Here is a 12,408-nt window from a genome sequence, read left to right as displayed (position 1 = left end):
GCGCACCCGCGCCATTGCACACGCCATGAACCCGACCCTCGTGATCCGCCCGCCCACGCGCAACGACTACGCCGACTGGAAGCCGCTGTGGGACGGCTACAACGCCTTCTACGAGCGCGAGGGCCCGACGGCCTTGCCCGACGCGATCACGCAGGCCACCTGGCAGCGCTTCTTCGACGCCTACGAGCCCGTGCACGCGCTCGTGGCCGAGCACGAGGGCCGGCTGGTCGGCCTCACGCACTACCTGTTCCACCGCAGCACCACGCGCATCGAGCCGACCTGCTATCTGCAGGACCTGTTCACGCTGCCTTCGCTGCGCGGCCAGGGCGTGGGCCGGCGGCTGATCGAGGGCGTGTACGAACGCGCCGCGCAGGCCGGCGTGAAGCGCGTCTACTGGCAGACCCACGAGACCAACCTCGCGGGGCAGCGGCTTTACGACAAGGTCGCGGACCGCACGGGCTTCATCATCTTCGCGAAGAACGTCTGACGCTTCACTGTTCGTGGCTCCACCGGTCCCAGGCCCGCATCGCCTCGGCCCGGTAGGCATTGATCTGCGATGGAAAGTGCACGAAGCGGCTGTCGCGGGTCGCATAGATCGGCGCCGGCGCGAGCGAGATCGCGTCGACCACGTGCTCGGCGTTCTCGAGCCCGAACCGGCGCATGCCCGCGAGCACGCTGGCCTGGTCGCCACCGCCCGCGTAGACGTTCGACTTGTCGGGCACGGCCTCGATCGCCGCGCAGACATGGTCGACGAACTGCTGCATGCGCGGCCCGGGCCTAAAGCCCATCAGCCCCGAGTTCGCGGGCCAGGCACTGTGGTCCATGCCGATCACGAAGTCGCGCGCGCCGAGCACCTCTTCCACGCCCAGGCGCTGGTTGATCGCGAGGATGTCGGCATCGATCCAGAACAGCTGCTCGTGCTGCGCCAGATGCTCGCGCACCAGATGCATCTTGGCCCAGTTGGCCTGCACGCCCGCCGGCACGAAGGCCGGCAGCTCGCGGTAGAGGTGGTGGGCATAGCCATGGCGCTGGCAGTAGCGTGCGAGGTTGTCTTCGTGGATGCGGCCGTAGCCCGCCACCTTGGCGTCGTAGAACGAGACGAAGGCGATCTTTGCCTGCGGGTTCAGGTGCCGGGCTCCTCCCTGTGCCTCCTGCGCGGCCTGCTCCCACTGCGCCGGCAGGTCGAGCGGCCGTTCCTCCTCGAAGGCGCGCGCCTGCTCGAGCAGCACGCTGACGTAACGGAAGTCGTAGCCATAGGTCGGCAGCCACACGCCATGCTGGCGTTCCCAGCGCGGCGCCGCATGCGCGACCAGCGGCACCACCTTCGGCAACTGGTCGATGGCGACGCGGCCGCCGCCGTCCCAGACGGCCTGGATGCTGCTGTAGTAGCCGTTGGCCAGGCGGTTCTCGAGCGGATGCACGGCAAAGGCCTCGCCCAGGTGTTCGCCGGCGGACTTGCCCAGCGTGTCCGGATCGCCCGCCACGCTCACCGACAGATGGAACACCAGCAGCCGCAGCCGCTCGCGGACCTCGGCGGTGTTGCGCAGGATCATCCCGCTCGATGTGGGCAGGCTGGCGCCGGGCTCCTGCGACACCACCACGAAGTCATGGCCCTGTGCCACGTCCTCGAGCTTCTGCCGGCCGTAGACGACCGAGAACTCGTCGAGCACCAGCAGCAGCCCGCCGTCGGCCAGCGCGAGCAAGGCGCCGTAGATCGCGTGGTACTTGTAGAGCTCGGCCTGCCGGTCGCCGAACACGTGCAGGCTGTCCCTGGCCTCGTGCGCGTAGCCCCAGCGCGCCGCATAGGACGCGTGGTTCTCGAGCAGGCCGTCGATCGGCCGGTGGGCGAAGACGGAGAGGATCGTGGTGGGGGAGGGCATGCGGGGGCGGCGAGTGGGGCGTGCCCCATTGTCGTCCCCGTGCCTCGACGCGGATCGCTAGCGCGACGGATGCTCGCAGGCCGCGGCCCGAACGCAGTCGCCGGTCGTGCAGGCCGCGGCCGGTGCCTCGTCGCTGCCCGCATCGACCGATGCCGCGAAGGCCGCCACCGCGACCGCCGCGAGCAGCATGCGCCAGGCCTGCAGCAGGCCCAGCGCGCCGTGCCGCGCGAGCAGCCCGCGCGCGAACTCAGGAACGCTGCGCATCGCAGGCCTCCCTGCCCATGGGCGCGTTGCGCGCGCGGTTGAGCAGGTGCAACTGGTGCTGGCCGACCTCGCTGCCCTGGCGCGCCGCCTCGCGCGCCCAGTGACGGGCCTCGCAGCGATCGGCGGGCACGCCGTTGCCGTACAGCAGCGGCCCGGCCAGCAGCACCACGCCGAGCATCTCCTGCGCCTCGCGGTGGCCCGAGGCGCCGGCCTCGCGCAGCAGCGACATCATCGAACGGTAGTCGCGCGCGGACTGGGCCTCGAGCGCGAGCTGGAAGCGCTGCTCGGGCGTGACCGCCACGGCCGTGTCGCGCGCCGAGGCGCCGCCGGTCGCGGCGAACGCGGCCGCGAGGAGCATCGCGCGCAGGGCGCGGTGGTGGAATGGCGGGGAGAGGTGCATCGCGGGCTCCTTCGTGGCGTTCGGTGGCCACGATCTTCCCGCGCGCGTGCCGGCGCGTCGAACTGGAATTTCCGCAGCCGGCCTATGGCGCAGGCTGAGGGCGCTAGCTTAGAACTGGTTCTGGATGTTCTTGTAGCCCTGCACCAGCGCGTTGTTGGTGCGCACCACGTCTTCGGAGAATTCGCTCGCATCCACCGAGACGGTCGGTCGTCCGTCCAGGGCGGTCTCGGGGCCGATGCGCTCGGTGGAGCGCACGTAGAAGTTCGGCGGCAGCTCGCAGCCGTCGACCACCGCGTTGTAGCGCACCACGCTGCCATCGCCGACGACGCAGTTGAACAGCACGCTGTTGAAGCCGATGAACACGCCGCGGCCCACCCGGCACGGGCCGTGGACGATGGCGCGGTGCGCGATCGAGGTGCGCTCGCCGATCGTGACCGGCGCGCCCGACTTCGAATGGATCACCACGCCGTCCTGGATGTTCGAGTGCGCGCCGATGACGATCGGGTCGATGTGGCCGTTCGCGTCGGTCTCGTCGGCGCGGATGACGGCATAGGGACCGATGAACACGTTCTCCTCCACCACGACCAGGCCGCAGAGGATCGCGGTCGGGTCGACGAAGGCGCTCGGGTGGATCTGCGGCAGGTCGCCGCGCGGGTTCTTGCGGATCATGGGGAGTCTCGTCGCTGGTCGATGAACTGGGGTCGATCCAATAATGCCACAGTGATGCGTTAGTGGCGGCCGACGCTCAGGGCGCCTCGCCCGCCTTCGCGTTCGCCCTGGCCTGCGCCTTCAGCGCCCGCGCCGCGGTGCGCTTGCCGCGCGCGCGAATGTTCAGCGCCTCGACCGCGAGCGAGAAGGCCATCGCCGCGTAGATGTAGCCCTTGGGCACGTGCTTGTCGAAGGCCTCGGCCGTGAGCACCATGCCCACCATCACGAGGAAGGCCAGCGCCAGCACCTTGACCGAGGGGTGCTTGTCGACGAAGTCGCCGATCGGCTTGGCGGCCACCAGCATCACGCCGACCGAGGCGATCACCGCGGCCATCATCACGGCGATCTGGTCGACCATGCCGACGGCGGTGATCACCGAGTCGAGCGAGAACACGATGTCGATGATGCCGATCTGGCCGATCACGCTCCAGAACGCGGCCTTGCGCGCGCCGCCGTCCTCGTCGGCATCGGGGCCGTGCTCCTCGCCGGCCTCGACCTCGAGGAAGATCTCGTGCGAGGCCTTGTAGAGCAGGAACAGGCCGCCCAGCAGCAGCACGATGTCGCGCCCGCTGATGCCCTGGCCGAAGACGTGGAACAGGTCGGCCGTGAGGCCCATCACCCAGCTCAGCGAGAGCAGCAGCAGCAGCCGCGAGATCATCGCGAAGCCCAGCCCGAGGCGCCGCGCCTTGTCGCGCTGCTCGGGCGGCAGCCGGCCGACCAGGATCGAGATGAAGATGATGTTGTCGATGCCCAGGACGATCTCGAGGGCGGTCAGCATCGCGAAGGCGATCCAGACATTCGGGTCCAGGAGGAATTCCACGGTGTGCTCCCGGCAATGCGGTCACGGCGCATGCCGCTCGCCAGTGTGCAGCAGCGCGGCCGGTTCGCCAACAGGAAACGAAGGATCAGTTCGCGAGCGCCTGCAGCTTGGCCCAGTCGCCGGGCCGCGCGCCGAGCTGCTCGGGCGTGGAACGCCGCGCGATGCGCTCGAGGAAGGGCTGCCGGTTGACCTGCGAGACCGTCATGCCCTTGCCGCGCAGGAACTGCTCGTCTTCCAGTTCGCCGGCGATCACGCCCACATTGGTCCACTTCGCGCCGTCGACCAGCACCTTCTCGACCATGGCCTGCTGCGGCGCCGAGAGCTTGGCCCAGGCGGCCTTGCCGATCACGATGCCCAGCGTGTCGTAGACATGGGCCGTGAGCTGCACGTACTTCTGCACCTCGTAGAGCTTCTTGGCCTTCACCGTGCTCAGCGGATATTCCTGCGCCTCGACCTCGTTTTTCTTCAGCGCGTCATAGAGGCCGACGTAGGGCAGGGTCACGGGCTTGGCATCGAGCGCGGTGGCGAACAGCTGGTAGGCCGAGGCATCGGGCACGTGCAGCCGCAGGTCGCGGAAGTCCTCGGGCCGCGCGAGCGGCCGGTTCGAGGTGACCTGGCGCGCGCCGTAGTAGACCGAAGCGACCAGGTGGTTGCCGCTGCGCTCGTCGTAGCCCTTCATGAGCTGGCCCAGCAGCGGGCTCGCGAGGTACTTGCGCACGTGGTCGAGGTCCTTGAAGGCGAAGGGATAGCTGCCCAGGCGCAGCGGCGCATAGCCCTCGGCCAGCGTGGCGGCCGTGACGTAGGCGATCTGCACCGAGTCGTTGGCCAGCATCAGCGGGTAGTCGCCTTCCTGCCCGAGCTTCGAGGCGGGCACCACCTCGATCCTGATCTTTCCCTCGGACTGCTCGGCGATCTTGCGCGCCGCGAGCTCGGCCTGCTGGTGGAAGATGCTCGAGGCCTCGTAGACATGGCCCCACTTGAGCTGCAGCACCTGCGCATGGGCGGGCGCCACGCCGGCGGCGGGCGCGGCGCAAGCGAGTGCCAACAGCCAGCCACGGGCGCGCTGCCGCGGCGTCGAAATCGTCATGGTGTCTCCCAGCGGTGCGGGGCATCGGCCCGGTGCCGCATGGTAGGCATCGCGCGCGCGGGCGCGATAGGGATTTGTCCGGCCTCGTGCGGCCGCCGCCGTGGCCGAGGGGCTACCTCGCGTACTCCGCGACGTCCTGGCGCGTGGGCCCGTGGGAGCCCCATTGCACGCGCAGGCCGCTCGCGGCCTCCACGCGTTCGAGCCAGTCGCGCGTGTTCGCGACGCCGGCCTCCGAGTAGATCGGCCGCACGCGTTCGAGCAGGCGCGTCAGGCGCTGCTGATGGTCGAGGTCCGCCTCGGGCCCCAAGGCCAGCTGCGCGACGGTCTCGCCATCCGTATCGCGGTAGCCCTCGCACCAGCGCAGGCCCGCGTGCCCGATCGCATCGAGATGGCTCGCGACCAGGCCGTCGAGCGGTCCGGCCGCGGCGATGGCATAGCGCAGCAGCACGGCATCGGGATGCCCGCGGCGGAACGCGCCCTGCCAACCGGCGTCGGCGTTGTGTGGCTCGGGCAGCCGCGCGGCGAGCGCGGGGTCGTGCGTGGGCAGCGGCCCGGCGCCATGGCGCGTGAGGTAGCTGCGCAGCACGCCCAGGTGCCGCACGGGCGGCGCGTCCAGGCCGGCGTCGCGCAGCACGGCCTCGACCGCAGCGGTCGAGACCGTGCTCCAGCTCGTGTGCGGATGGAAGCCGCGCCATTCGTCGAGCAGCACGCCCTGCGCGCCCTCGAACACCACGGCACCGGGCCGCGCCAGTTGCTCGGCGACCGCATCGACGCTCGTGGGCGGCGCGGCGCGCAGGCAGGGCTCGACGGCCGCGAGCCAGCGCTGCGACAGGCTGGCATCGGCCAGCAGCGCCTGTTCGCGCTGCCAATCGGGATCGGGCCGTGGCGCGAATTCGCGCAGCAATGCGAGGCGCAGCGCCTCGAGCTTCTCGAACGCGAGCGCCGGCCGCAGCAGGTCGCCGTAGCGCAGCGCGAGCTCGGGCGCGGCCAGTGCCTGGCGCACCGTCTCGCCCACGCCCACGCCGCAGCTGCCATGGGCCGCGTCGCCGCGCGCCCATTCGCGCAGCCGGCCCGCGGCCTGGTGGAAGGGCGTGGTCACGCGGCAGCGCGCATCGATGCGCAGGCGCGCGAGCGCGTCGGGCACGCCCTTGTCGCGCAGCACGGCGGCCTCGACGAGCAGCGCCGTGGGATGCACCACCACCGCGCTCGCGAGCAGCGTGGCGACGCCGGGCTCGAAGCTGCCGGCGCCGAATTGCGAGAAGGTGTGATGGCGCCCGTCGGCCCGCACCACGTTGTGGCCGGCCTGCGCGCCGCCGTTGAAGCGCACCACGGTGTGGGCGCGCAGCGCGGCGCAGAAGTGGTCGGTGTAGAGGCCCTTGCCGCAGTCGCCGAAGCCCAGGCCCAGCAGCGAGAGATAGCGCGTGGCGCCGGTGCTCACGACGCGCGCGGCGGGGTCAGCCGAACAGGCGCTTCCACCACGACGAGCGCGGTGCCGACGCGGCGGCGCTCGGCGGCGCATGGCGCGGCTTGTTCGGGTCGAGCAGCGCCGCATAGCCGTCGAGCGCATGCAGCACGCCGTTGATGCGCGCCTTGTCCGCGCTGCCGGTCGCGGCCATCACGCGGCCGAGCTCGTCGAGGCTGGGCACGGCCTTCTCGGTCAGCGCGACGATGCCCGCGGCCACCGCGCAGGCGTCGTCGGGCGAGTCCATGCAGATCACGTGGTCGCCGAGCAGCTCGCGCCAGCGCGGCTCGCAGCGGCGGCGGCGCTGCGCGTCGGGAATCAGGAAGAACAGGTGGCAGGTCTCGGCCGCAGCCGCGATGGCCTCCTCGATCGGGATGTCCTCGTCGAGCTTCTCGCCGACCAGGCCCTCGATCTGGTGGCGCGAGACGGCGGGGTAGGGCAGCTCGTCGCCGGTCACGAACAGGTAGCCGCGCTTCTTGCGCTTGACCCAGCAGTCCATGTCGGTGTGCTGGGCGATCACGTAGAACGCCAGCTCGTAGCTCTCCTCGCCGGTGCCGCCGCCGCCGCCCTCGAGGTAGCTCCAGGTGAGCCACTGGTCCATCAGGTTGGCGGTCGATTCGAACTGGCCCACCTGCAGCGGCGCGCGGTCGGAGGTGGCATCGCCGATCGCCATGAACATCAGCTGCGGATCGGCCACGCCGCAGTCGGTCAAGAGCTTCATGAAGGTCGGCAGCTCGCGGCGCGCCAGCGTCTGCGGGATGTCGCCCATCGAGCCCGTGACATCGAGCGCGAACACGATGCCCAGCGAGTTCGGATGGTCGGCGTTGTCGCGCGCCTCGCGCACCTTGAGGCCGCGCGGGTCCATCAGCGGATGGGTGGCGGTCTGGGCGAAGACCTCGGCGCCCGACTTGGCGGCGCGGTCCGCGACCAGGGCCGCGTGGGCGGCGTGCGAATAGTTTCCGTAACCCATGGATGTTCCTCGTCGTGAAGAGAGAAGAAGAAAAAGCCGTCAGCCGCCGTGCGGCGCGGGATCGAAAGCAATGAACTGCGGCGCGCCGAAGGCTTCGCGCGAGGCCGCCGACAGCGCCTGCTCGATGCCGCGCGCGCCGAGGCGGCGGCATTCGCCGGGGTCCTCGCTGCAGCGGCGCAGCAGCGCGGCCAGCGGCGCGGGCGTGGCGGAGCCGGTGCCCGGTTCGCCGAGTCCTTCGTGGCCATGCAGCACGGCACGCACCGCCCAGGCGCTCTGCGCGAGGTCGTCCGCGGCCCGTGTCACGTCGTGCCGCGCGCGCGACCAGCCGATCAGCAGCACGCCATGGTCGCGCGGATGCACCAGCGCATGGGCGGGCGAAAGATCGCCGTGCGTCCAGCCCGCGTCGTGCACGAAGGCCAGCACCTCGAGCATGCGGCGCCAGAGCCAGACCGCGTGGCGCGCATCGATGCCCCGCGGGTTGGCGCGCTGCACGTCGAGCAGGCTGCCCCAGTAGCCGGTCGGATGGCGCAGCACCAGCGCCTGGCGGCCGTCTTCCGATCCGTCGTCGGCGCCGGTCGCGCCCAGGCCCACGGGCTGCGGCAGCCGGCGCGTGAAATAGGCGGCGCCCGGCATGGAGAGCGACTGCAGGGCCTGCAGCGCGGCATGCTCGCGCGCCAGCGCCTCGGCGCCGTTCGTGTCGCGCGCGAGCTTGAAGGTCACGCGCTCGGACAGGGCGCCGAGCCGTTCGGCCAGCAGCACCTCGCTGTGCTCGCCGGTGGCCAGCGGCGCCAGCACGCGGTAGCGCGCGCCGCGCCAGCGCAACACGCGCGCACCGTCGGCGCCCTGTGCATTGGCGCGTTGCAACGCGGCGCGGAAGCTCTCGCGCTCCACCGTTTCCTCGCCGCGCGAGATGGTCGCGCCGCAGTAGCTGCAGGTGACGGTGCGCCAGCGCGCCGCGCGCGGCAGCGGCGCCGAGCACTGGGGACAACTGAGCGCGAGCAGCGACAGCATCGGCGCGCCCTCGCGGCCTCAGTCGTCGCTGCCGTTCGGCAGCGAGGGATCGCGCGAGGCGCGCACGCGGTCGATGCGCCGGCCCTCGAGCGCGGTCACCTCGAAGCACCAGCCGGCGCAATCGATGTGTTCGCCCACCGAGGGCAGGTGGCCCGACACCGACATCAGCAGGCCGGCCACCGTGTTGTAGCGGCCGCGCTCCTCGTCGGGCAGCTCGCGGATGCCCAGGCGGGCGCGCAGCTCCGACACCGGCATCAGGCCGTCGAGCTCCCAGGTGCCGTCGGGCTGCTCGTGGGCCCAGGCGTCGGTCTGCATGCCGGGCTGCAGTTCGCCGGTGATGGCCTCGAGCAGGTCGCGCGGGGTCATCAGGCCCTGCACCACGCCGTACTCGTCGACCACGAACACCAGCCGGCCGGCGCGTGCGCGGAACTGCTCGAGCAGCTCCATGCCGGTCAGCGTTTCGGGCACGAAGACCGCGGCCGTGGCCTCCTGGCCCAGCGAGCCCACGTGGGCCGGGCCCAGGCGCAGCAGGTGCGCCACGCTGATCACGCCGACCACGTCGTCGAGCGAGTTGCGGCACACCGGGTACCAGGAATGCACCAGGTTGAGCGCGCCCGCGGCCGCCACCTTCTGCAGCGCCTCGGCCACGCTGAACGAGGCTTCGAGCCATTCGATGTCGGCGCGCGGGATCATCAGCGAGGACAGGCGCCGGTCGTCGAGATGGAACACGTTGCGCACCATCTGGTGCTCGTGCTGCTCGATCACGCCGGCGTCCACGCCTTCCTCGAGGCTGGCGGAAATTTCTTCCTCGGTCACCGAGCGGGCCGCGTTGGCATCGATGCGCAGCAACTTCAGCATGGTGGCGGTGGCGCCCGCGAGCAGCCAGACGAAGGGCTTGGCGGCCTTGGCCAGGCCGTGCATCGGGCGCGAGACCCAGCGCGCCACCGGCTCGGGATAGAGCTGGCCGATGCGCTTGGGCACCAGCTCGCCGAAGATGATCGTGAAGAAGGTGATGCAGGTGACGACCACCGCGGTCGACACCACGCTGGCGGTGCCCGCGCCCATGCCCGCGTTCTCCATCCATACCGCCAGCGGCGCCGCGAAGGCGGCCTCGCCCACGATGCCGCTCAGCATGCCGATCGAGGTGATGCCGATCTGCACCGTCGAGAGGAACTGGGTCGGCGACTCCATCAGCTTGAGCGCCGCGGCGGCGCCCGTATCCCCGGTTTCGACCAATGCCGCGAGGCGTGCGCGGCGGCTGGTGGAAAGGGCCATTTCGGACATTGCGAACAACGCGTTGAGCGTGGTCAGCAAGGCCAGCAGGAAGACATCCATGTACGGGGGGAGAGAATGAGGAGATGGCACTTTACTTGATTGGCGACATCCAGGGCTGCGACAGCGCCCTCGGCCGGCTCCTCGACGAGATCGATTTTTCCCCCAGCCGCGACACCGTGGTGCTGCTCGGCGACCTGGTCAACCGCGGTCCCGAATCGGCCCAGGTGCTGCGGCGCGCGCAGCGCCTGGGCGGCGCGGCGCTCAGCGTGCTGGGCAACCACGACCTGCATCTGCTGGGCGTGGCGCACGGCGTGCGCAAGTCCGGCCGCAAGGACACGGTGGCCGAGCTGCTGGCCGCGCCCGACCGCGAGGCGATGCTCGACTGGCTGCGCCACCAGCACATGGCGCTGCACCGGCGCATCGGCTCGGGCGAGGCCGCGCGCGACCTGCTGATGGTGCACGCGGGCGTGCTGCCGCAATGGAGCGTGGCCGACGTGCGCGCCCATGCGGGCGAGCTCGAGGCGGTGCTGCGCGGCCCCAACCTCGGCGCCTTCCTCGCCACCATGTACGGCAACCAGCCCGATCGCTGGAGCGACACGCTCGAAGGCAGCGAGCGGCTGCGCGTGATCGTCAATGCGCTCACGCGGCTGCGGCTGTGCACCGCCGACGGCACGATGGAGTTCGAGACCACCGACGGCGCGGCCGACGCGCCCGCGGGCTACATGCCCTGGTTCGACGTGCCGGGCCGGCGCACGGCCGAAGCCACGGTCGCCTTCGGCCACTGGTCCACGCTGGGCTGGGTGTCGCGGCCCGACCTGCTGTCGACCGACACCGGCTGCGTCTGGGGCGGCTGCCTCAGCGCAGTGCGCATCGGCGCCACGCTCGACGAGCGCGAGCGGATCCAGGTGAAGTGCGAGCAGGCGCAGAAGCCCGGCAAGGGAGGCTGAGCCCGCCCTTCGTTCAGAGCGGGTGCGTCATCAGGCTGTAGATGGTGCGCACGCCGCTCACGTAGTTGCCCAGCCGCAGGTTCTCGTTGGCCGCGTGCTGGTTGTTGTCGGCATTCACCAGCGGGACGATCGCGAACGGCACCTGCAGCACCTTGACGATCTCCGCGGTCGGCACCGTGCCGCCCATCATGCGGATGCGCACTGGCGCCGGCGTGGCGCCGAAGCTGTCGGTCAGCGACTTGTAGGCCCAGCGCCCGATCGCCGAATCGATCGGCGCGCCGGCCGCGTCGGCGCCCTCGCTCTGGTAGCTGAAGGTCGCGAGCTTGTCGTAGCGCACGCGGTCCTCGTCGCTGGGCACGCCCTTCACCAGGTGGTAGCCCTGCCTGAGGATGTGCTTCTCGATCTGCGCGCCCAGGTAGGCAGCGTCGGAATCGGGCGTGGTGCGCAGGTCGAGCTCGGCCACCGCGCGGTCGGGCACGATGTTCGCGACCTTGTCGCCGACCGCGGCCGAGGCCATGCCGCGCACGTTGAGCGAGGGGTACTGCATCGCCTCCTGGTAGTTGGCGCCCACCTTGTCGGTGCGCGCGATGCCCAGGCGGCGGCGCAGCGCGGTCTCGTCGTCGGGCACCGCCGCCATCACCTGGCGGTCGGCCGCGCTGATGCGCACCCGGTCGTAGTAGCCGGCCACGGTCACGCGGCCCTGCTCGTTCTTCATCGAGGCCAGCAGGCTCGCGAGCCGCTGCGCCGGGTTGGGCGCGTAGTTGCCGTAGTGGCCGCTGTGCAGCGGCACCTTGGCGCCGTAGACCGTGAGCCGGGCCTCGGCCGCGCCGCGGTTGCCGAACACCAGCGTGGGCCGGTTGGTGGCGTGCATCGGGCCGTCGTGGATCACGATGGCGTCGCAGGCCAGCAGTTCGCGGTGCGCCTGCATCACCTTGGCGATCGAGGGCGAGCCCTTCTCCTCCTCGCTGTCGAGGATCACCTTGACGTTGACCGCGGGCGTGCCGCCGGCCGCCTTCAGCGCGTCGATCGCGGCCAGCATCATCATGATCGGGCCCTTGTCGTCGGCCGAGGCACGGCCGAACACGCGCCACTCGGGATCGACCGGGCCGTCGAACAGCGGCGCGGCATCGATCTCCTCCCAGCCGCCGTCGGCCGCGCGGCGCTTGAGCACCGGCGTCCACGGGCTCTTCTGGGCCCACTGCGCGGGGATCACGGGCTGGCCGTCGAGGTGCATGTAGAACAGCACGGTCTTGCGCGCCGCGTCGTGCCCGGGCAGCTCGGCGTAGAGCATCGGCTTGCCGTCGTTGTCGAGCTGGCGCGTCGAGAAGCCGCGCTTCTCGAAGGCCTTGGCGAGCCAGTCCACGTTCTTGCGGATGTCCTCGGGAACGATCGCGTCGTTGGGCAGCGAGAGCAGCTCGAAGTACTCGCGGTAGCTGGCCTGCGCGTGGCGTTCGGCCTCGGCCTGCGGCAGGTCGGCCGCCTGGGCCAAGCCGGTGCCGGCGATCAGGGCGGCGGCCAGCAGGGCGAGCAGGGTCCGTGGGCGGGGCGCGGGGCGGTGGAGGAGCGGGAGGTGCATGCGCGGAT

At 71.1% G+C, this 12,408-nt stretch carries 13 protein-coding genes; 2 read left to right on the top strand and 11 right to left on the bottom strand.

Going from position 1 to position 12,408, the window contains the following annotated elements; all coding sequences use genetic code 11:
- Nucleotides 1–25 precede the first annotated feature (25 nt).
- Complete coding sequence (locus tag BM109_RS02900) at nt 26–487, top strand: GNAT family N-acetyltransferase (protein WP_093340387.1); 462 nt, start codon at nt 26–28, stop codon at nt 485–487.
- A gap of 4 nt (nt 488–491) precedes the next feature.
- Here BM109_RS02900 and BM109_RS02895 read toward each other — a convergent pair whose 3' ends face one another.
- From BM109_RS02895 to BM109_RS02850, 10 genes are all read right to left on the bottom strand, one after another.
- A complete protein-coding gene (locus BM109_RS02895) occupies nt 492–1,880 on the bottom strand; it encodes a glycosyltransferase family protein (RefSeq protein WP_093340385.1) in 1,389 nt (462 codons plus the stop codon).
- A 57-nt stretch (nt 1,881–1,937) separates the two neighbouring features.
- Nucleotides 1,938–2,144 carry a hypothetical protein gene (locus BM109_RS02890; RefSeq protein ID WP_093340383.1) on the bottom strand — a complete coding sequence of 69 codons (207 nt, stop codon included), beginning with the start codon at nt 2,142–2,144 and terminating at the stop codon, nt 1,938–1,940.
- Nucleotides 2,128–2,544 (bottom strand): SEL1-like repeat protein, encoded by a 417-nt coding sequence (locus BM109_RS02885; protein WP_093340381.1) that lies wholly within the window; start codon nt 2,542–2,544, stop codon nt 2,128–2,130. Before BM109_RS02885 ends, BM109_RS02890 begins: the two co-directional genes overlap by 17 nt.
- Before the next feature lie 108 nt (nt 2,545–2,652).
- Nucleotides 2,653–3,213: a gamma carbonic anhydrase family protein gene (locus BM109_RS02880; protein WP_093340380.1), complete on the bottom strand. Its 561-nt coding sequence runs from the start codon at nt 3,211–3,213 to the stop codon at nt 2,653–2,655.
- A 76-nt stretch (nt 3,214–3,289) separates the two neighbouring features.
- Nucleotides 3,290–4,030 (bottom strand): TerC family protein, encoded by a 741-nt coding sequence (locus BM109_RS02875; RefSeq protein ID WP_209544237.1) that lies wholly within the window; start codon nt 4,028–4,030, stop codon nt 3,290–3,292.
- Between the two features lie 127 nt (nt 4,031–4,157).
- Nucleotides 4,158–5,159: a TRAP transporter substrate-binding protein DctP gene (dctP, locus tag BM109_RS02870; protein WP_093340377.1), complete on the bottom strand. Its 1,002-nt coding sequence runs from the start codon at nt 5,157–5,159 to the stop codon at nt 4,158–4,160.
- A 112-nt stretch (nt 5,160–5,271) separates the two neighbouring features.
- Complete coding sequence (locus tag BM109_RS02865) at nt 5,272–6,597, bottom strand: adenylosuccinate synthetase (RefSeq protein WP_256222306.1); 1,326 nt, start codon at nt 6,595–6,597, stop codon at nt 5,272–5,274.
- Between the two features lie 16 nt (nt 6,598–6,613).
- Entirely contained in the window at nt 6,614–7,591 is a 978-nt protein-coding gene (locus BM109_RS02860) for a hypothetical protein (protein WP_093340374.1), read from the bottom strand.
- Between the two features lie 39 nt (nt 7,592–7,630).
- On the bottom strand, nt 7,631–8,602 hold the full coding sequence (locus BM109_RS02855) for a serine/threonine-protein kinase (RefSeq protein ID WP_093340372.1): 972 nt from the start codon (nt 8,600–8,602) through the stop codon (nt 7,631–7,633).
- A gap of 18 nt (nt 8,603–8,620) precedes the next feature.
- Nucleotides 8,621–9,937, bottom strand: a complete 1,317-nt coding sequence (locus BM109_RS02850) for a hemolysin family protein (protein ID WP_093340370.1) — start codon at nt 9,935–9,937, stop codon at nt 8,621–8,623.
- A gap of 23 nt (nt 9,938–9,960) precedes the next feature.
- Between BM109_RS02850 and BM109_RS02845 the strand changes: the two genes are divergently transcribed.
- Nucleotides 9,961–10,824 (top strand): symmetrical bis(5'-nucleosyl)-tetraphosphatase, encoded by an 864-nt coding sequence (locus BM109_RS02845; RefSeq protein ID WP_093340368.1) that lies wholly within the window; start codon nt 9,961–9,963, stop codon nt 10,822–10,824.
- Between the two features lie 13 nt (nt 10,825–10,837).
- Here BM109_RS02845 and BM109_RS02840 read toward each other — a convergent pair whose 3' ends face one another.
- Nucleotides 10,838–12,400: a M20/M25/M40 family metallo-hydrolase gene (locus BM109_RS02840; protein WP_093340366.1), complete on the bottom strand. Its 1,563-nt coding sequence runs from the start codon at nt 12,398–12,400 to the stop codon at nt 10,838–10,840.
- Nucleotides 12,401–12,408: the final 8 nt, after the last annotated feature.

Source organism: Variovorax sp. PDC80 (assembly GCF_900115375.1).
GTDB lineage: Bacteria > Pseudomonadota > Gammaproteobacteria > Burkholderiales > Burkholderiaceae_C > Variovorax.
Note: the sequence above shows the minus strand (reverse complement) of the source record. Positions and strands in the feature narration are given on the sequence as shown.